Genomic DNA, 19,001 nt, shown 5'->3' with positions numbered 1-19,001 from the left:
CTTTGGCAACAACGGTAATAACCAATACGACAGTCATGCAGACCCAGAGCCCTTTTACCGTGTCTGAAGGTGTTGATATTGTCATAGTTGACGATGTCATCACCAAGGTGGGTAAGGATGCTGCATTGAATCTGAAGGCTGACAAGGTAATCGACGGGAAGAACAAGACTGTAATCCCAGGCAATGTATGTTCACATCACCACTACTATAGTGGGCTTTCAAGAGGCATGTTGATTTCAGCAGGACCGCAGGAGGATTTCATCCAGGTCCTGAAGGAGTGGTGGTGGCGCCTCGACCGAGGTCTTGATGAGGAAGCTTGCTACTACAGCTCCCTGATCTGCTCCATCGATGCAATCGCAAGCGGGACCACCACCTGCATCGACCACCATGCAAGCCCTTCCTACATCGCAGGCAGTCTTGATACGATTGCCAACGGCATGGAGGAAGTCGGGGTTCGTGGCAGCACTTGTTACGAGGTGACCGATCGCAACGGCGGCATGGCGGAAGTGGAAGCCGGGGTGCAAGAGAACCTCCGATTTGCCATGGCCGCCAAAAACAAGCCGCTTGTACGCGGTATGATCGGCGGTCACGCTCCCTTCACCATTCCCGATGAGGGATTGAGGATGATGGGCGATGCCATGCGCGAATCAAAGGCCGGCATGCATCTGCATGTCGCCGAAGACAAGTACGATGTGGTATTCAGCCATCACAAGTACAATATGGATATCATAGACCGACTTGAAAAGTTCGACCTGCTCACCGACAACACGCTTTTGGTACACGGCCTGCATCTCAACGAGCGAGAGATTGTTAAGCTCAACGAGCACAACTGTTTCTTCGCCCACAACGGTCGCAGCAACATGAACAACAATGTGGGGTACTGCAAGAACATCCAGAAGGTGAAGAACCTGGTCATCGGTACCGATGGCTGCGGCGGCAATATGTTCGAGGAGCTGAAGCTTGCCTTCTTCAAGCACAAGGACGGCGGCGGTTCATGGTGGCCAAGTGATTACGTTGCGGCCCTGAATCGTGGCAACCAATTGGTGGAAGCATATTTTGATGGGAGTTTTGGAAAAGTGGAAGCCGGATACAAGGCCGACCTCACCATCTGCGACTACCATGCTCCCACCCCCTTGGTGGCGGGAAATGCAGCAAGCCATTTTGTGTGGGGAATGAGCAGCAATTGTGTCGAGAGTGTTATGGTGAATGGGAAGCTGGTGATGGAAAACCGTCAGTTTCCGCATCTGGATGTACCGAGAATCTACGCCGAGGCTGCCAAGGTTGCCAAGCGGGTATGGGAAAAAGTGGATAAAATCGCTCCCTGAGCGGGCGAGGATGATGATATGACCTATGGTCAAAGGGGAAATGCAAGATGACAATTCAGGAACAGATCAGGGCAAAAGCTGCCGAGTATCGTGATTACACGGCTCTCAATCTCTCGAAAATGGTACAGACCAAGAGCTATAGCTCCCAGGAAGAGGATGTCTGCCGCCTTATCGTCACCCTCTGTGAAGAAGCTGGGTTTGACGAAGTTCGTATTGATGGACTTGGTTCGGTGATCGGCCGCGTGGGCAACGGTCCGAAGAAACTCGCCTTCGATGCGCATATCGATACCGTTGAAGTCGGCAACCTGAAGAACTGGGATTTCGATCCGTTCAGTGGAGAGATCAAGGACGGAAAGGTGTGGGGACGTGGATCAAGCGATCAGAAGGGTGGTGCAGCTTCCATGATCACCGCCGGACGAATCCTCAAGGAACTCGGCTATGGTGGTGAGTATAGTGTCTATTTCACCTTCACCGTCATGGAAGAGGATTGTGACGGCATGTGCTGGAAGTACCTGATTGAAGAGGAGAACTTCCGCCCCGACTTGGTGGTTTCCACCGAGCCTACCAGCTGCCGCCTCTATCGCGGACACCGCGGTCGTATGGAAATCCGTGCCATCCTCAAGGGCATCTCCTGCCACGGCAGCGCCCCGGAACGCGGAGTCAGCGCAGCCTACAAGGCGGCAAAGGCAGCCTTGGCCATCGAGCAGCTTAACAAGGACCTGCAGCCGGATGCCGAGAAGTTCCTCGGCAAGGGAACCATCACTGTCAGCCAGATGGATGTGAAGGGGCCCAGCCAGTGCGCGGTTGCCGACTATGCCATGCTCTACCTCGACCGTCGTTTGACCTGGGGTGAGGATGCAGATTTGGCCATCAGCCAGGTCCGCGACTATATCAGCAAGGCAACCGGTGACGATCCATCGGCCATCGTCGTTGAGATGCCCAACTATGAGAAGATCGGTTGGACCAAGAAGGAGTACTCCCAGGAGTTGTACTTCCCGACCTGGAAAATCGATGCCGACCATCCGTTGGTAGTCGCCGGCGTGGCAGGACACGAAGCACTGTTCGGCAAGAAACCGGTCGTGGATAAGTGGACCTTCTCGACCAACTTGGTTGCAACCACCGGTCGACATAAGATTCCCGCCATTGGTTTCGGCCCTGGTGATGAGGCCCAGGCTCATGCGCCGAACGAGATCAACCGTGTCGACGACCTGGAGATTTGTGCCGCTTTCTACGCCATGCTTCCTTACTCGTTGGAGAAGTAGCAAGCTCGACGGTATAACCGGAAAGCTTGATATGGTATACTACAGCCACAAGGTACGCACCTTGTGGCTGATTGAAGTTTGAGTCTCTCCGTTGTATTTTACAAGAGACAATGGGGAACGCCGTTCAGACGCAGAAGGGGCTCTGCCTGATGTGGCGGTATCGAGAGAACCAAGGTAGTGGATTGGACCCCTTACTCTCCACTCCTTCCTTGCGGAACGCCCGCATGCCGAAGCCGAGTAACAGCATGATCGGCTCTCCATGGTTTCACAAAGCATTGGATACAGCCGCATCCTGCCTATCAAAGGAGATTCGAAGGCATGAGTTCCTCGCTTCTATTGAAAAACATCTACTGCCTCCAACCCACATTCGACGGTCCCCAGTATCATGGTGCCGACCTTTTGATTGTTGGGAACAAGGTGGAGGCCATCGCTCCCACCGGGAACCTGCAAGCCATAGGGAAAGTTCGTACGATTGATTGTTCCAAGCATGTGGTCATCCCGGGCCTGGTAAACACCCATCACCATTTTTACCAAACGCTTACCCGCAACCATCCCGCTGTGCAGAATGCAAAGCTTTTTGATTGGCTGAAATTTCTCTATGAGGTTTGGAAATACGTCGACGAAGACGCCGTGTATCATTCATCGCTCTTGGCTATGGCAGAGCTGATGAAGACCGGTTGCACGCTTACCACCGATCATCACTACCTCTATCCCCGCTCATTCAAAGGGGATCTGATGGGTCTGCAGTTTGAAGCGGCCGATACCCTTGGCATGCGTTTCAGTCCCACCCGAGGCTCGATGAGCTTGAGTAAAAAGGATGGAGGGCTGCCTCCCGATAGCGTCGTACAGACCGAAGATGAGATTCTTATGGACAGTGAGCGGTGCATCAAGACCTATCATGACAACGCCCCGGATGCCATGCATAAAATTGCACTAGCCCCCTGCAGTCCGTTCAGCGTAACCAAGGGCTTGATGAAGGAGACTGCAGCACTTGGCCGCAAGTACGGGGTGCGGCTCCATACCCACCTCTGCGAGACATACGACGAAGCCGATTTCTGCCAGGAGATGTACGGCATGCGTCCGGTCGCCTTGATGCAGGAGTGCGGACTTATCGGTGAGGATGTATGGTACGCCCATGGCATCCACTTCAATGACGAGGAACTGAAGATTCTTCAACAGACCAAGACTCACATTGCACACTGTCCTTCCTCCAACATGAGATTGGGAAGCGGCATCTGCAGGGTCAAGGAGATGCTTGGCATGGGGATCAACGTTGCTGTTGCCGTCGATGGCAGTGCAAGCAACGACAGTTCCGACATGCTTGCGGAAGTTCGTCAGGCAATGTTGCTGCAGCGCGTCCGCTACGGATCTGACGCACTTACTGCAAGCCAGGCCTTCTCGATGGCAACCGAGGGGGGAGCAAAACTGCTCAACTTTGGAAAGGTCGGAAGACTTGAGAAGGGATGGGCTGCAGACCTGGCAATTTTCGATGTATCGACACTTCCGTATGCAGGAAGCCAGAGCGACCCGGTGGCCAGTCTGCTTTTCTGCGGAACCAATCACAATACCGACTATACGATCATCAATGGGAAGGTTGTAGTCGACCGCGGGCAGCTGGTCGGCTTCGACGAACAGGAGCTTGCCCAGAAAGCGAATGCGATCAGCAAGCGGATGATGGAAATGGCTGCCAGAGGAGAGATTGTATGATTCAGGAATTTCTCATTGCTACGGATACCGAGGAAGCCCTCAGACTGAAGCGTAATAAAGTGAAGAGTGTATGGTACGCCGGAGGAACGGAGATCAATAGGCTCAATTCCACTGTCGAGGTAAAGTGTGCCATCAGCCTGGCGAAGCTAGGCTTGGATACCATTACCGACGAAGGTTCAACCATCCGTATCGGCAGCATGGTTACACTGCAACAACTGATCGAATCGGATCTTATTCCCCAGTGGCTCAAGGACGCAGCATCGACCTGTGGTTCTTTCACCCGCAGAAACATGGCCACCATCGGCGGCAACCTTGCCCTGATGAGCGACCACTCCTATCTCGCGCCGGCTTTGCTTGCCTCACGCTGCCGATTGCTGACAGCCAACCTTACCGAAGGCGGTGCGTACAGCGAGGACAACATCCCCATCAGGGAATACCATACCTATCATCAGCAGTTCAGCGGCACGCTGTTGCTGGCGGTAAGTCTCTCCAAGGATATCCGGTTCGTCGGTTCCAAAAGGTATGCCACCAGTGTACAGAACCGCAGTGCGGTGCATGTGGGCTTCGGGGCGACCCTGAACAGCGAGCAGGTCATCGACCATGTACGGGTGTTCGCCGCAGTACACGGAAGCGGCGTTCAGCGGCTCAGCAACGTAGAGAATGCCATCGAGAACGGCGAATTGACAACCCGCGAAGATGTCCAACTGGCTGTGCAGCACGCCCTTAAAGCTGGTGATGACAGCATCGGCAGCGCAGATTACAAGCGCTATATCGCCAGTGAAGGCATCGGCCAGCTCTTTGCCGAGTTTCTGAAGGGAGGCGTAAAATGAACAAGGTAGTCTTTACCGTAAACGGAAAAAAGCATACAACAACCTGTGAGGTTAATGAGTCACTGCGTTCGGTCCTCGTTCGCCTCGGGTATAACAGCGTACGCGACAGCGACGACCGAGAGGGGTTTGCAGGAAGTGATACCGTCATTGTTGATGATGTCCCGGTGTATGCCAACCTTATGCTGGCTCTACAGGCAGACGGGGCGGACATCCGCACCGCTGAAGGCCTGGGAACGAGCAGGAACCTCAACATCGTCCAACAGGCCATGATCGATGCAGGTGTGGTGCAGAGCGCCTACAATGCACCGGCAGCCGCCTTGTTACTCACCTGGTTGCTTGAGAGGGTGGATAATCCTTCCAAGGCACAGATCGATGAGGTGCTCAGCGGAATTTTCATTCGCGATACTGGGTATGAACACTACTACCTGGCGGTCAAGCTGGCTGTCGAGCGGATGCAGACCGGTTCCTACAAGAGTGAAATCTCCCCATCCTTCCGAGAGGAGCTTACCTATGTCGGCAAACCCAAATCTAAGGTGGACGGTCCGCAGCTGGTAGCCGGCGAGCCGAGTTTTGTCGAGGACAGGGTGCTTCCCGGATATCATGCAATGGTGTTGCTGCGCAGCCCCTATGCTCATGCATACATCACCAAGATCGACACCTGTGAAGCTCTGAAGATGGATGGCGTAGTTTCTATCATCACCCACGAAAATTGTCCTGATGTCTTCTACATGCAGGCGGGTCAGGGAAATCCTGAACCAAGTCCGCACGACCGCAGGCTTTTCAACCGCAAGGTCCGCCACGTCGGGGACCGGGTGGCGGCCATCGTGGCCGAGACCGAAGAGCAGGCCAGAGCCGCCCGCGATGCAATCAAGGTGGAGTATGAAGTTCTCAAACCCGTGCTGACCGTTGAGGAGGCGATGGAAGAGGGCGCTCCCCTGATTCACAACGGCATTGTCGAGTATCGCGCAGGAGCTCCCAAGGATTTGGACGAGTACAACAAGAAAGCCGATCCAAGGGATGGGAAGGTAATTTATCAGTTCCCCCTGCATAGTGATATCAGGCGCAACATCGCCAGTGCCGCCCATGGCCAGATTGGTGATGTAGAGAAGGGATTCAAGGAAGCGGATGTGGTTGTTGAACGGGCGTATCAGACCAGCCAAATCCAATGTACACCCCTCGAGCCGCATATCTGTTATGCCAAGATCGACGGTGGAAGGTTGGTGCTTCATGCTTCCACCCAGGTTCCCTATCACGTGCGGCGTATCGTTGCATGGGTATGCCAGATTCCCGAGAACAAGATCCGCGTCATCAAGGAGCGTGTCGGTGGCGGATACGGCAGCAAGCAGGATATCCTGGTCGAGGATTTGGTCGGCTATGCAACTTGGATTACGGGCAAGCCTGTTCTCTATCGCAATACCCGCGAAGAGGAGTTCATCGCCAACTCCACCCGTCACCCTATGCGTGTGACGGTGAAGATGGGCGGCAAGAAGGATGGAACGATTACCGCCGTCTATATGGACGTGCGTGCCAACACCGGTCCTTACGGCAACCACTGCCTGACCGTGCCGATGAATGCATGCTCCAAGACCCTGCCGCTGCTGAAAGTCGACAACATGAAGTTCGATGTCATTACCTACTATACAAATATCGCTCCTACCGGAGCCTATCAGGGCTACGGTGCTCCCAAGGGCAGTTATGCGCTGATGACATGCATGGCAGAGCTTGCCGAACAATTGGGTGTTGATTACTACGAGATGGCGATGAAGAACAAGGTCGAACCAGGCTATATGCTTGAAATTCTCAAGGGCCTCGGAGAGGGAAGGGAAGGCAATGTCGTGCCGGTCGGTTCGTGTGGTCTTGACGAAGCCCTGGTCAAGGGTGCCGAGATGATTGGATGGGGCAAAAAGGAGACTTCCGACGATCCTGATTGGAAAATCGGCAAGGGATTTGCCATGATCCAGCAGGGAAGCGGACTTCCCGGACTCGACCACTCCAACGCATGGGCGAAACTGCTCACCGATGGCACCTTCCAGATTTTCAGCGGTGGTGCAGACCTTGGAACCGGTTTGGATACCATCAGTGCAAAGATGATCAGCGAGGCCTTCTGTGTTCCCCTCGACAAGGTGACCGTCACCAGCGGTGATACCGACAGCTGTACGTTCGACACCGGAGCCTATGCTTCCAGCGGGACCTACTTCAGCGGCGGAGCATCCTACAAGGCCGCCCAGGACTTGAAGAACAATCTCCTTGATGAAGCTGCATATCAGATGCAGGAAAGCGTCGAGGATTTGGTGCTTCGAGCTCCCGGGGAGGTGTACAGCACCAAGACCGGCAAGACGCTCAGCTACGCAAAGCTCAGTCATGATGCACTCACCGGTACAGGCCGTGGACAGGTTATGGGTAAGGCTTCCTTCACCACAAACCACAACTCCATCCCCTACGGTGCTCACTTTGCCCAGGTCGCCGTGAATGTACGCACCGGACAAATAAAGGTGCAGAAATTCTATGCACTGCAGGATGCAGGCACTCCGATCAACCCGGAACTTGCACTCTGCCAGATGTATGGTGCTGTTCTCAAATCCATCGGTCATACGCTGTATGAGCAGATGATCCTGGATGAGAACGGTGTCTGTCTCAATCCGACGCTCAGCGATTACGGGGTACCCATGATCAGTGAGAAGCCGGAGGATTTCAAGGCAGTCTTGATCGACATCAATGATGAGGTCGGCCCTTACGGAGCCAAATCCATCAGTGAGATTGCAACCAACGGGGCGGCTCCCGCCATTGCCATCGCCATCCATGATGCTGTGGGTGTTTGGATGCGGAACTGGCCCTTTACACCGGAGAAAATCCTGAAGGAGATGGGAAGAATCTAGAGGATTCTTGCAACAAACTGCAACATTAAATCTAGACAACGGCACTCCGTCATGGTATAGTGCCATTGTCTGGATTTTTTTTTGAACAAAACCAATGGAGGTTCCACAACATGAAGGACAAAGCCACTATTAAGAAGATGATTGAGGAGCTTAAGACCCTCAAAACCGACAACATGTATCTCAATGACTTTTTCCATACTTGGAAGGAGTCCGATGACGAAATTGCTGCTGTATTCCAGGTAGCTGAAGTTCTGCGTGCCATGCGCGAGAACAACATTTCCACCAAAGTGTTTGATAGTGGCCTTGGAATCTCCGTATTCCGCGATAACTCCACCAGAACACGTTTCAGTTTCGCCAGTGCCTGTAATCTCCTTGGTCTCGAGGTTCAGGACCTTGACGAGAAGACCAGCCAGATCGCCCACGGTGAGACGGTTCGCGAGACCGCCAATATGGTCAGTTTTATGGCCGACGTCATCGGTATCCGCGACGATATGTATATCGGCAAGGGCTATACCTACATGAAGACTGTTGCCGAGGCTGTTCAGGATGGTTATGACGACGGCGTTCTTGAGCAGAGACCCACCTTGGTGAACCTCCAGTGCGATATCGATCACCCGACCCAGAGCATGGCAGACATGCTGCATGTCATCAATCATTTCGGTGGAGTCGAGAACCTCAAGGGCAAGAAGATTGCCATGACCTGGGCTTACAGCCCCTCCTACGGCAAGCCGCTTTCCGTTCCCCAGGGAATCATCGGCCTGTTCACCCGTTTTGGCATGGATGTCGTGCTTGCACACCCCGAGGGGTACAATGTAATGCCTGAGATCGAGGAAGTCGCCAAGGAGAACGCAAAGAAGAGCGGTGGTTCCTACAAGCGTGTCGATTCCATGGCTGAAGCTTTCAAGGATGCCGATATTGTCTATCCGAAGAGCTGGGCTCCTTTTGCCGTGATGGAAGAGAGAACCAAGATTGTCGAGCATGGGGATCAGGATGCCCTGAAGGCTCTTGAGAAGACCTGTCTTGCCAACAATGCCAAATTCAAGGAATGGACCTGCACTGAAGACTTGATGAAGTTGACCAAGGAAGGAAAGGCCCTGTACATGCACTGCCTGCCTGCCGACATCACCGGTGTTTCCTGCAAGGAAGGCGAGGTAGAGGCTTCTGTGTTCGACCGTTATCTGGTGCCCCTCTACAAGGAAGCCAGTTTCAAGCCGTACATCATTGCTTCCATGATCTTCCTCTCCAAGTTCCAGAACCCCTCTGCAAAGCTGGATGAGCTGCTTGAATCTGCAGTGAAGAGAATCAAATAAGTCAGTTGCTGCTGAGTCTGTATGAAACGAGCCGGGAGAAATCCCGGCTCACTGTTTTTCAGCGTTGTTCAACGAATTGGATTTTCAAACCGTTGGGATCGAGGACGTAAAAGAATCGCACATGGGGATTGGGAGCGAAGGGTCCATCATACATCGTCAGACCCTTCTCCTTGATTTTTTCCATCATCAGTTCAAGATCCTCAACGGCAAACCCCAGACTGATGCCCTTGCCCGTCTCCGGCGCCTGCCTGCCACTGTGATGGATCAGCTCGATCTGTGTTTGTCCGTCACCGAGGAAGGCTAGTTCGGTGGTTTCATTACTCTGTACCCGCCTGTTCAGTGAAAGGCCTACTATTTCCTGGTAAAACTCCAAGCTTTCTTTCATGTTGCGAACTGTAATCGTTGCCCATAAGAATTCCATGGTATCCTCCTACCGTATATGCTGCACTGCAAGATATGCAGTCGAAAAGGCTGCCTGCAGGTTATACCCGCCGCTTTCCCCATCATAATCGAGCATCTCGCCGCAGAAGAAGAGCCCTTCATTGAGGTTCGACTCCATGCTTTTTCGGTTGACTTCTGAAAGAGCGACTCCTCCGCTGGTAACCATTGCCGATTGAAATCCTTTCGATCCGGACACCCGCAGGGGCAGGGCGCTTACCAGATTAGCCAAGGCTTTTCGCTTTGTTTTATCCAGGGTTGCTGTGGTTGTATCTCTTTCAATGCCTGCCATATCGACCAGCGTTTGGGCAAGGCTGGAAATTATCCCGGTCTCCTTCAGTGCTGTGGTTATGAGTTTCTTCGGAGCGCTGAGAGCCCGAAGCAGGATTTCTTCAGCTTCGTGGTGGTTCGCACCTCCAATGAGAGACAGCCTGATCACATCCTGTTTCCTGACAAAGCGTGAGCAGCTGAGAATAGCAGGGCCTGAGAGCCCGTCATGGGTAAACAGCACATCGCCCTTTCTCTGTTCATACGCGGCTTTTTCCTCGTTGTGATACAAGGATACCCAAGCATCGCGGACAGAGTTTCCTGCCAGGTGTTTGAATGGATACTCCTCGATGCTGAGGGCAACCAAGGCCGGTTTTGGCGGCACTATGCTGTGTCCGAGTGTCTTGGCCAAGTCATACCCGCTTCCATCACTGCCGGTTCGTGGATAACTCATCCCACCGGTGGCGATGATGAGGTTTCGTGTATCATAGGCTGCATCGGTGGTGGTTATCCTGAATCCCGGATGCAAGGCTGTAATGGCTGTGATTTGCATATTGGTGCGGATGTGTGCCATGGAATGGCTGACCAGGAAGTCACGTACGTCGTGGGCGTCGAGGCTCTTGGGGAACACCTTGCCATCTGCACGGACAATCAGGGGAAACCCTCTTTGCTCAAACCACTCATACAGAATTTTAGTAGTGAGATTTTGCAAGGCCGGCAGGAGGAAGTTGCGTTGTTGCTTGTTCCCGAAATGAGAGAGGAAAGCCTCGACAGGCAGGGTGTTGGTAAGATTGCACTGACCACTTCCAGTGATCAACAGCTTTATACCCACTTCGTGTGAGTGATCAAGCAGGATTGCGTGTTCCGTCTTGAGGTTTGCTGCGGCGAAGAGCCCTGCAGCTCCTCCTCCAATGATGATTACATCGTACATATATATAGTCTAGCAGAGTCGCTCTCTTGTGTCTTGGTCAACCTGGTGGTATATAGCAAGCTATGAAGAGAATTGTGATGGTATTTCTATTCTCGAGTATGATCCTATTCTCCGCTTTTGGTGGAAGCGGGCTTGCTGTGGAGACGCTCTATCGGAGCAAGAGAGGTACTGTACGTTCATATCTTGGTACGTCCGACTACCAAGGGACTGAGTTGGAGCTCTTGCTTACCAGTAGGACGGTGGTGGATGACTTGTATGTCTTCAACTTTTTCGGAGGCTTCACCAAGGCTCTCTCCTATACAAGCAATGGCTCTGATATAGATGTCTCATCCGTTCCGCTGGGCTGGTTCTACGGGGCGGGCAATGCAATCCAAGTACCGTTTACAGATGGATCTGCAGCGGAGGTCAGTGTCGGCTACGATTCTGCATATCTGCAATACAACGGGGATGAAAGCAGGGTAGACCACCTTCGAATCGGACTCCGTTTCATTCAGACTTCCTTTGATGGTTTACAGTTTTCCTTGGGCTTGGAATACTCCAAGCCGCTGTGGGGAAGAGTCAGTGCCGATACTGGCATAGTCAAATACCGTTATACCGGCTCCGCCTTTGCTGTTCTTGTCGGTATAGGCTATCAGAGCTGGTAGTAGCTCTTGAACCAGCGCACAAATGATGTCAGTCCCTGCTCGAGCGGAGTGTCCGGCTTGAAATCAAAGTCCTCCATGAGGTCGGAGACATCGGCATAGGTTTGGTAAACATCACCGCTTTGCATGGGAAGGTACTCCTTCACTGCTTCGCGGCCTAGACAAGATTCAAGAATCTCAATGAATGAGCTCAGCCTGACCGGCTTGTTGTTGCCGATGTTGTATACCTTGTAGCGGTCCTTTGCCTTATTCTCCGGCGGTGGGTTGGGAATGATTCGCTCGATGGCGGCGATGATGTCATCGACATAGGTGAAGTCACGCCACATGTCCCCGTGGTTGAACACCTTGATGCTCTTGCCTTCCATGATGCGTTTGGCAAAGGAGAAGTAGGCCATGTCCGGCCTTCCGAAGGGGCCGTAGACGGTGAAGAAACGCAGTCCGGTGGAAGGAATTTGGTAGAGATGGGTATATGCATGTGCCATCAATTCATTGGACTTCTTCGTTGCTGCATAGAGGCTTACCGGATGGTCCACCTGGTCGGTGGTGGAGTAGGGAATCTTGCTGTTCAGTCCATATACCGAGGAGGAGGAAGCATAGACCAGGTGCTTGACCTGATGGTGCCGGCAGGCTTCCAGGATATTGAGAAAACCAACCAGATTCGACTGCAGATAAGCATACGGATTGTCGATGCTGTACCTCACTCCGGCTTGAGCGGCAAGGTTGATGACATAATCAATCGAATGCGTCTCGAAAATATTGTCCAACTCTTTCTTGTCGGCGAGATCGGCCTTGTAGAAATAGAAGTGGTCGCAGGCCAGCTGCCGCAGTCTTTCCTCCTTGAGACTCACTTCGTAGTAATCATTCAGGTTGTCAAGCCCGATGACCGAGCATCCTTGTTCCAATAACCTGCGGGTCAAATGAAAGCCGATGAAACCGGCTGAGCCGGTGACTAGGTATGTCTTGTTTGTATCGAGTGAGAGAAGGTTGGTACGCATGCATTGCTCCTTGGCCTTGGTATTGTACCGTAGAAGAATCGAGATGGGTAGAGGCAAAAGGAAGGACCTCCCATGCAGGAGGTCCGTCAAGAACAGGGCGGAGGCTCTTAGAGAGCGCCAAAAATAATCTTGAGCACGAACAAGCCGAATACAACCCAAGTCATTTTCGGGATCTCGTTGGTTTTCTTGGTCAACAGCTTGAGCAACACGTAGGAGACGATACCGAACATGATACCATCGGCGATGCTGTAGGCAACGATCATGAAAATGATGGTGAGGAAGGCAGGGATTGCTTCGGTCATCTCGTTCCATTCGATCTCCTTGACCGGGCTCATCATCATGACACCGACGATGATCAAAGCCGGAGCGGTGGCAGCACTGGGGATCGAACCGAACAGCGGTTCGAGGAACAGTGAGAGAGCGAACAGAACTGCCACAACCAGTGCAGTAAGTCCGGTGCGACCGCCTTCGACGACGCCGGCGGAGGACTCAACGAATGTCGTTACGGTGGAGGTACCAAGGATGGCCCCAACGGTGGTACCGACTGCGTCAGCGAACAAGGCTTCCTTGCAGTTGGGGATTGAGCCGTCTTTCTGGATCATGTCGGCTTTGGTTGCGCATCCGATCAAGGTTCCAACGGTGTCGAACATATCGACAAAGAGGAAGGTGAACATGATGACGATGAAGTCGATGCTCAGGATGTTTGAAAATTCGAAGGGGAAGAAGTAGGGGGCGGGAGGAATATACGAACCGCCTGCATACTTGGTGATTCCGAAAGGAATGCCGATGATGGTGGTGATGGCAATACCGATCAAAAGAGCGCCGTTTACCTTGTAAGCGAGCAGGATACCGGTGATCAGAAGGCCGATCATGGCAAGACCGGGGGCTCCCTTGAACCAGCCGGGATTGAGGGAGACCAAGGTGGCTCCATCAACGATGATGCCGGCATTCTGCATGCCGATGAAGGCTATGAAGAGGCCGATACCAACACCGATTGCTCGCTTCAAGTTTGCAGGGATGCTGTTGACGATGGCTTCGCGGATGTTTACAGCAGTAAGAATCAGGAAGATGATACCTTCCACGAATACTGCGGTAAGGGCGAACTGCCAGCTGTATCCCATACCCAACACAACGGTGTAGGCAAGGAAGGCGTTCAGACCCATGCCTGGGGCGAGGGCGAACGGCAGGTTGGCCAAGAGGGCCATGAGCAGGGTGGCAATTGCAGAGGCAATGGCTGTTGCTGCGAATACCTTTGAGAAATCCATTCCGGCGTCGGAAAGGATGCCAGGGTTGACGGCAAGAATGTAAGCCATGGTGAGGAAGGTGGTGATGCCTGCCATAACTTCAGTCTTGACGGTCGTTTTTCGTTCCTTGAGCTTGAAAAACTTTTCCATCGATGCACTCCTTGCAGATGTTTTGAATATGAGTATTCTAGCGCAAATGCTGCGTCTCGTACAGAAAAATCGTCGGATTTGTTATTTAACCCAATTTACTAGTACATTTTCAGCGATGTGGATAAATATAATTCCAATATTTTACTATATACTTAAAAATACCTAGGATTACTATCGAGACGAATTCTTATATGAAGAGAGCGATAAACGTTTTATTTTTCGCTTGAAGAATCCTGTCGAGGTGGTACACTAAGAAAAATACGTTGCAATATGTTGCACAAAGGAAAGCAAATGGATTCACTGGATATGCTCAAAGAGGTGATCGCTGCTGCCTCACTGCGAAAAGAAGCCCAACTCTGTATTACCAATGCCCATGTTTTGGATGTATATAACAAAGAGTGGTTTGAAGCTGATGTCCTGGTAAGTGAAGGGCGTTTTACCGGATATGCCAAGCCTGGAAAGGGGCGTGCACACACAATTGTGGATGCAAAAGGGCGTTATATGGTCCCAGGATTCATAGACAGCCATGTCCACATAGAGTCCAGCCATGCAACCCCGCAGCAGTTCAGCAATCTTGTTGTTCCCTGTGGAACAACCACCGTCATCGCCGATCCCCACGAGATTTGCAACGTCTGCGGACTTGATGGACTTTCCTATATGTTGGACGCCTCGGAAAAGACAGCCTTGCAAGCCTTTTTTGTTGTTCCTTCCTGTGTTCCAGCAACCACTTTCGAACACAGTGGAGCGGTAATGCTCGCTCCCGACCTGGTCAAGCCTTTGCAGCATGAACGGGTGCTCGGGTTGGGTGAGATGATGGATTACCCCGCTGTGATCAGCGGTTCTTCCTTGGTTCTGGACAAGTTGTGGGAAGCAAAGAAAGCGAAGAAAATCATCGACGGTCACAGTCCCGCCATCCACGGTTCGGATTTGGATGCATACTGCGCTGCCGGAATCAGGACCGACCATGAGTGTGAAACAGCACAAGAGCTGCAGCAGCGGGTCAGACGCGGCATGTATGTGATGCTGCGTGAAGGTTCTGCCTGCAACAACGTACTCGCCCTCCTGGGAGGGGTGAATGGGCGTAACAACAGACGCTGCATTTTCTGTACCGATGACCGTCAGCCCATGAGCATTCTCAGTGAAGGCCATATCAACAATAATGTCCGGCTCGCCGTTGCTGCCGGATTGGACCCGATCGAGGCAATCTGCATGGCTACAATCAACAGCTGTGATTGCTATCATCTCGGTGACAGGGGAGCCATTGCTCCAGGGCTTCGTGCCGATTTCAGCCTTTGCAACAACCTGACCGAGTTTGCGATGCATCAGGTCTATATCGGCGGCCGCTTGGTGGCCGAGGATGGAGCCATGCTGGTCAATGACGAAAGCCATCCGGATCAGCGGGTTCTGGGTCGAATGGATGTAAAGGACTTCACCCAAGAGCGGCTGAGACTGAAACTTTCGGACTCTCATGTGCGGGTCATCGACATTGTCCCGGGTGGGGTGGTCACCGAAGCGGGAGAGGCCGTGGTCACCGTAGAGGATGGGGTATGGGTGCATGATCCAGCTCAGGACATTGTGAAGCTTGCGGTGATCGAGCGGCACAAGGGGACCGGGAATGTTGCGGTCGCTCTGCTTCGCGGGTATGGCCTGAAGGGTGGGGCGATGGCCACCTCGGTTGCCCATGACTCACACAATATCATCGTTGCAGGTGACAACGACGAAGATATGAGCTTGTGCGTCTCCCATTTGATTGAGAGTGGAGGGGGAATGGTTATCGCCAAGCACGGAGCCGTTCTTGCCTTCTTCGCACAGCCGGTAGCCGGGTTGATCAGCATGGAGGACGGACCGGCCATCGCCAGGAATCTGGAGAACCTTCACCATATCGCCACCAAAGAGCTGCACGTCAGCAACAAGGTAGACCCGTTCATGACGCTGTGCTTCATGTCACTTCCGGTGATACCCGCCTATAAACTCACCGATATGGGTCTTTTCGATGTCCGCTCCTTCTCGTTTGTTCAGCTTGAGCTCAATAAATAAGGGTTCTTCCCTCTATGGAGCCAACGTATAAGGGTGTTTCATAGAGGGTGGTAAGCATTTCAGACGTCACCGTCTCCTCTTTCGTCCCGTAGCAGAGCAAGTGTCCCTTCTTGAGCATGGCCACATGGGTGGCCAGCTCATAGGCCAGATTAGCATCGTGCGTAGTGAAAAGAAGCGTTTTTCCTTTCTGAGAAAGGTCTTTGAGAATGGAGATGACGCGCATGCGGTTGGCAGGGTCGAGTGCACTGGTCGGTTCATCCAACAACAGGATGCGACTCTGCTGGGCGATTGAGCGTGCCAGCAGCAACAGCTGGTGCTCTCCTCCCGAGAGACTGGTGATCGGGCGGTCCTGATAGGATTCAAGCCCCACATCTTTCAGCGCTTGTACAGCAATCTCTGCATCCTTTTCTGTCGGGGTTCCCATCTGCGAGAGATAGGGGCTGCGTCCGAAGAGCGTGTACTCAAGCAAGGTGAAGGAGAAGTTGTAGTGTTCGCTTTGGGGGACCAGTGCAAGGTTCCTTCCCAACTCCTTGCGTCCGTAGTCGGCGAGGTCCTTGCCGAAGAGCGTGATGCCTTTGCCTTTGTTCCATCCCAGCAGGAGGTCGAGCAGTGTGGACTTGCCGGCTCCATTGGAGCCGAGAATGGCGACCGACTCTCCTTCTTCGACACTGAAGGAGACTGAATCGAGTGCTTTTGTCCCTCCTGGATAGGTATAGCTTATCCGGTCAAGCTCAAGTGCTTTCATGCCTTACCCTCCTGATGCTTGAGGGAGAGAATGACGATGAAGATGATGGCTCCCAGAAAACTGGTCAACAAGCCTATCGGGATCTCTGTGGGCAGCAACGTTCTGCCGATGGTATCACAAACCAGCAGAAAGAGGGAGCCGAGAATCATGGAACCGGGAAAGCTGTAGGAACTGTCCGATCCGAAGAGTTTTCGTCCCAGATGCGGGGTGATCAATCCTACCCAGCCGATAAGCCCGGTAATCGAGATGGTGAGCGTGGTTCCGATTGTAGCCACAACAAGCAAAAGAACTCGATCACGTTTGGGGTTCAACCCGACGCTGAAGGATGTTTTCTCCTGCAGCGAAAGCAGATTGAGTTTCCATCGATAGCAGAACAGGATGACCAGACACGCAGCGACGACACTGAGAATCGACAGGATTTGGTTCCATGATGCGTTCCAAAGTCCACCCATCATCCAAAAGGTGATGTCCTGCAGGTCCTTGGTTGGTTCGGCCACCAATTTCACGACGCCCAATGCACTGGAGAAGATGGCTGAAACGGCAATGCCGCTGAGAACGAGGCGAAGCAAAGCGCCTCCAAAACGGAAGCGCTGTGCCAAAAGATAGGAAGCCAACAGGGCGCCCAGTCCAAAGACTGTAGCACTGACTTGGACAAGAACGCTGCTGGCCGTGCCCAACACGATCATCAACGCCGCTCCAAACGCAGAACCTTGGCTAACACCCAAGAACCCTGGTTCAACCAAAGGGTTGGAGAACAGCATCTGAAATGTGAAGCCGCTTGCACTGAGCATGGCCCCTGCCAGCAGTGCCAGCAGGATTCTTGGAAGACGGATTTGCAGCAGTATGGTGTTGACCATCGGGTCGGCCAGGTTGGATGGGAAGGTGAAGCCGGCTTTGGGATAGCGGCCGGCGAAGAGAAAGAGTGTGGAGAGCAGGAAGGTGATCAACAACAAGAAGGATAATCGAATCCTTCGTCTTCTTTGCTCGGCTGCATAGGCCTGTCTGGCATTCATAGGGTATTGGATGCTACCGATGTGCGGTACAAGTCTAGCAGAACATCCAGTTTCGCTCGGTCATGGATATTGTAGAACTCTTGGTAGAAACGTTGTACCTCATACTCCATATCCACGTCTGCAAACAAGGCAGGGTAGGCTTCTTTTGCCAACCATTGCAGGCCCAGTATCCATGAGGCTACCGGTTGGATGTAGTTCATCATATCATGCGGACTGGCTTTCACATTTCCTTGCTTGAATGCATCCAAAAGAGACCAAAGCTCGGATGTTTGGACGGCCTTCAGATAGATATCGCTTGCATCCTTGTAACTGAGCAGAATCACCAGATCGGGATTCCAGGCCGCAATTTGTTCAAAACTTACCGTAGACCAGCCGTTGGCGGCTTTGTTGGAACCCTTCCACACAGGTATCGCCCCGGCGGTTTCCACCATCCATGTCTGCATCCAGGAATCCGGGGCGATCTTGTATGCATAGGCGGCGTCTGAACGCTCCGCCTGCAGCAGCAGGACGGTTTTCTTGTCTTGGGGCTTCAGCGACGCAACCCTGTCGGTGATGAATTTCACCCGTGTCTCATACAATTGTATCAACTGCTGTGCGCGGCTGGTGTTCTTCAACAGTTTTCCCAACTCAGACAATTCTGCTTTCCAATCCTCATAACTTTCAAGGTTCATGGTATAGTTGGGGATGCCCAGCTGGTCGAGTTTTTTAGCTGTGGATTCAAAATGGGTTGCTTTCATGAGTACCAGGTCGCTGTTCCTGCTGGCTATCTCCTCGGCGCCGGCAGTTTGACTGATGCGAGGTTTCTGGTCAAGGTCGGGTCTGATGAAGGCAAAGAAGTCACCCAGACCCTGATCGGTCTTGGGAAGGGTAAGATCCATCGATTGTACTTCTTCGAACAGGAACAGGGCATTTGCAGGCATATTTCCCGCCTTGCCGGCAATCAGGAGATGAGACGGTTTTTTTTCGAGCTTAAGTGTTCTGTTATTGGCATCGGTGGCCATGTAGTAGTCGGAATTAAGCATGCTCGACTCAGCGGCGGCTTGTGCGAAAAGCAAAGCGGGCAGCAGCAGTACGAGCAGAAGCAGGGAACTTTTCTTCATGGGAAGACTCCTTGGTGTTGCGAATGGTTGCATTTTACCATTGTATTTTTAAAAGTGCAATCGGATTTCGCCCATATGACGCGCTCTTTTCACCTTGATACCTTTTGCCATTCAGTTTACTGTTATAGTC

At 52.6% G+C, this 19,001-nt stretch carries 16 protein-coding genes; 8 read left to right on the top strand and 8 right to left on the bottom strand.

From position 1 onward, the window contains the following. Positions 1 to 2: 2 nt before the first annotated feature. The gene (ssnA, locus tag MUG09_RS10055; RefSeq protein ID WP_244771294.1) at positions 3 to 1,325 is read left to right on the top strand and encodes a putative aminohydrolase SsnA; all 1,323 of its coding nucleotides are present in this window, start codon (positions 3 to 5) and stop codon (positions 1,323 to 1,325) included. Positions 1,326 to 1,372: 47 nt separating this feature from the next. Further along, complete coding sequence (locus tag MUG09_RS10050; protein WP_244771293.1) at positions 1,373 to 2,587, top strand: YgeY family selenium metabolism-linked hydrolase; 1,215 nt, start codon at positions 1,373 to 1,375, stop codon at positions 2,585 to 2,587. Between the two features lie 124 nt (positions 2,588 to 2,711). On the opposite strand, the gene MUG09_RS16540 is transcribed toward MUG09_RS10050, so the two are convergent. Next, positions 2,712 to 2,834: a hypothetical protein gene (locus tag MUG09_RS16540; protein WP_280529362.1), complete on the bottom strand. Its 123-nt coding sequence runs from the start codon at positions 2,832 to 2,834 to the stop codon at positions 2,712 to 2,714. Positions 2,835 to 2,905: 71 nt separating this feature from the next. Here MUG09_RS16540 and MUG09_RS10045 point away from each other — a divergent pair, with 71 nt between their 5' ends. From MUG09_RS10045 to ygeW, 4 genes are all read left to right on the top strand, one after another. After that, positions 2,906 to 4,294, top strand: coding sequence for an 8-oxoguanine deaminase (locus MUG09_RS10045; protein WP_244771292.1), 1,389 nt, complete (start codon positions 2,906 to 2,908; stop codon positions 4,292 to 4,294). Beyond that, the gene (locus MUG09_RS10040) at positions 4,291 to 5,124 is read left to right on the top strand and encodes an FAD binding domain-containing protein (protein WP_244771291.1); all 834 of its coding nucleotides are present in this window, start codon (positions 4,291 to 4,293) and stop codon (positions 5,122 to 5,124) included. The genes MUG09_RS10045 and MUG09_RS10040 overlap by 4 nt, the downstream gene beginning before the upstream one ends. Continuing rightward, on the top strand, positions 5,121 to 8,000 hold the full coding sequence (locus MUG09_RS10035; RefSeq protein ID WP_244771290.1) for a molybdopterin-dependent oxidoreductase Mo/Fe-S-binding subunit: 2,880 nt from the start codon (positions 5,121 to 5,123) through the stop codon (positions 7,998 to 8,000). Before MUG09_RS10040 ends, MUG09_RS10035 begins: the two co-directional genes overlap by 4 nt. 110 nt (positions 8,001 to 8,110) lie before the next feature. Beyond that, entirely contained in the window at positions 8,111 to 9,310 is a 1,200-nt protein-coding gene (ygeW, locus tag MUG09_RS10030; protein ID WP_244771289.1) for a knotted carbamoyltransferase YgeW, read from the top strand. Between the two features lie 58 nt (positions 9,311 to 9,368). Here ygeW and MUG09_RS10025 read toward each other — a convergent pair whose 3' ends face one another. Together MUG09_RS10025 and MUG09_RS10020 are read right to left on the bottom strand one after the other, a co-directional pair. Next, entirely contained in the window at positions 9,369 to 9,731 is a 363-nt protein-coding gene (locus MUG09_RS10025) for a VOC family protein (RefSeq protein WP_244771288.1), read from the bottom strand. A 9-nt stretch (positions 9,732 to 9,740) separates the two neighbouring features. Beyond that, a complete protein-coding gene (locus tag MUG09_RS10020) occupies positions 9,741 to 10,946 on the bottom strand; it encodes a BaiN/RdsA family NAD(P)/FAD-dependent oxidoreductase (protein ID WP_244771287.1) in 1,206 nt (401 codons plus the stop codon). A gap of 62 nt (positions 10,947 to 11,008) precedes the next feature. Here MUG09_RS10020 and MUG09_RS10015 point away from each other — a divergent pair, with 62 nt between their 5' ends. Then, on the top strand, positions 11,009 to 11,590 hold the full coding sequence (locus MUG09_RS10015; protein ID WP_244771286.1) for a hypothetical protein: 582 nt from the start codon (positions 11,009 to 11,011) through the stop codon (positions 11,588 to 11,590). On the opposite strand, the gene MUG09_RS10010 is transcribed toward MUG09_RS10015, so the two are convergent. Both MUG09_RS10010 and MUG09_RS10005 read right to left on the bottom strand, forming a co-directional pair. After that, on the bottom strand, positions 11,578 to 12,582 hold the full coding sequence (locus MUG09_RS10010) for an NAD-dependent epimerase (protein WP_244771285.1): 1,005 nt from the start codon (positions 12,580 to 12,582) through the stop codon (positions 11,578 to 11,580). The two genes, MUG09_RS10015 and MUG09_RS10010, sit on opposite strands and share 13 nt — an antisense overlap. Before the next feature lie 107 nt (positions 12,583 to 12,689). Next, complete coding sequence (locus tag MUG09_RS10005; RefSeq protein ID WP_244771284.1) at positions 12,690 to 13,976, bottom strand: NCS2 family permease; 1,287 nt, start codon at positions 13,974 to 13,976, stop codon at positions 12,690 to 12,692. 291 nt (positions 13,977 to 14,267) lie between these two features. On the opposite strand from MUG09_RS10005, the gene ade reads away from it, so the two are divergent. Then, complete coding sequence (gene ade, locus MUG09_RS10000) at positions 14,268 to 16,013, top strand: adenine deaminase (RefSeq protein ID WP_244771283.1); 1,746 nt, start codon at positions 14,268 to 14,270, stop codon at positions 16,011 to 16,013. On the opposite strand, the gene MUG09_RS09995 is transcribed toward ade, so the two are convergent. The 3 genes from MUG09_RS09995 to MUG09_RS09985 are packed head-to-tail and all read right to left on the bottom strand — an operon-like array spanning position 16,003 to position 18,871. Beyond that, the gene (locus tag MUG09_RS09995; RefSeq protein ID WP_244771282.1) at positions 16,003 to 16,758 is read right to left on the bottom strand and encodes an ABC transporter ATP-binding protein; all 756 of its coding nucleotides are present in this window, start codon (positions 16,756 to 16,758) and stop codon (positions 16,003 to 16,005) included. The genes ade and MUG09_RS09995 overlap by 11 nt on opposite strands. Continuing rightward, the gene (locus MUG09_RS09990) at positions 16,755 to 17,771 is read right to left on the bottom strand and encodes a FecCD family ABC transporter permease (protein WP_244771281.1); all 1,017 of its coding nucleotides are present in this window, start codon (positions 17,769 to 17,771) and stop codon (positions 16,755 to 16,757) included. The genes MUG09_RS09995 and MUG09_RS09990 overlap by 4 nt, the downstream gene beginning before the upstream one ends. Continuing rightward, entirely contained in the window at positions 17,768 to 18,871 is a 1,104-nt protein-coding gene (locus MUG09_RS09985) for an ABC transporter substrate-binding protein (RefSeq protein ID WP_244771280.1), read from the bottom strand. The genes MUG09_RS09990 and MUG09_RS09985 overlap by 4 nt, the downstream gene beginning before the upstream one ends. Positions 18,872 to 19,001 lie beyond the last annotated feature (130 nt).

Origin of the sequence: Sphaerochaeta associata (genome assembly GCF_022869165.1) — a bacterium.
GTDB classification, from domain to species: domain Bacteria; phylum Spirochaetota; class Spirochaetia; order Sphaerochaetales; family Sphaerochaetaceae; genus Sphaerochaeta; species Sphaerochaeta associata.
Note: the sequence above shows the minus strand (reverse complement) of the source record. Positions and strands in the feature narration are given on the sequence as shown.

What these genes read in the sequence shown, in the direction of transcription:
- MUG09_RS10045 (WP_244771292.1), top strand. Translation starts at nt 2,906, where the DNA reads ATGAGTTCCTCGCTTCTATTGAAAAACATCTACTGCCTCCAACCCACA.
- MUG09_RS09985 (WP_244771280.1), bottom strand. Translation starts at nt 18,871, where the DNA reads ATGAAGAAAAGTTCCCTGCTTCTGCTCGTACTGCTGCTGCCCGCTTTG.
- MUG09_RS10020 (WP_244771287.1), bottom strand. Translation starts at nt 10,946, where the DNA reads ATGTACGATGTAATCATCATTGGAGGAGGAGCTGCAGGGCTCTTCGCC.
- MUG09_RS10040 (WP_244771291.1), top strand. Translation starts at nt 4,291, where the DNA reads ATGATTCAGGAATTTCTCATTGCTACGGATACCGAGGAAGCCCTCAGA.
- ygeW (WP_244771289.1), top strand. Translation starts at nt 8,111, where the DNA reads ATGAAGGACAAAGCCACTATTAAGAAGATGATTGAGGAGCTTAAGACC.
- MUG09_RS10015 (WP_244771286.1), top strand. Translation starts at nt 11,009, where the DNA reads ATGAAGAGAATTGTGATGGTATTTCTATTCTCGAGTATGATCCTATTC.
- MUG09_RS10025 (WP_244771288.1), bottom strand. Translation starts at nt 9,731, where the DNA reads ATGGAATTCTTATGGGCAACGATTACAGTTCGCAACATGAAAGAAAGC.
- MUG09_RS09995 (WP_244771282.1), bottom strand. Translation starts at nt 16,758, where the DNA reads ATGAAAGCACTTGAGCTTGACCGGATAAGCTATACCTATCCAGGAGGG.
- MUG09_RS10010 (WP_244771285.1), bottom strand. Translation starts at nt 12,582, where the DNA reads ATGCGTACCAACCTTCTCTCACTCGATACAAACAAGACATACCTAGTC.
- MUG09_RS10050 (WP_244771293.1), top strand. Translation starts at nt 1,373, where the DNA reads ATGACAATTCAGGAACAGATCAGGGCAAAAGCTGCCGAGTATCGTGAT.
- MUG09_RS16540 (WP_280529362.1), bottom strand. Translation starts at nt 2,834, where the DNA reads ATGCTGTTACTCGGCTTCGGCATGCGGGCGTTCCGCAAGGAAGGAGTG.
- MUG09_RS09990 (WP_244771281.1), bottom strand. Translation starts at nt 17,771, where the DNA reads ATGAATGCCAGACAGGCCTATGCAGCCGAGCAAAGAAGACGAAGGATT.
- MUG09_RS10005 (WP_244771284.1), bottom strand. Translation starts at nt 13,976, where the DNA reads ATGGAAAAGTTTTTCAAGCTCAAGGAACGAAAAACGACCGTCAAGACT.
- ade (WP_244771283.1), top strand. Translation starts at nt 14,268, where the DNA reads ATGGATTCACTGGATATGCTCAAAGAGGTGATCGCTGCTGCCTCACTG.
- MUG09_RS10035 (WP_244771290.1), top strand. Translation starts at nt 5,121, where the DNA reads ATGAACAAGGTAGTCTTTACCGTAAACGGAAAAAAGCATACAACAACC.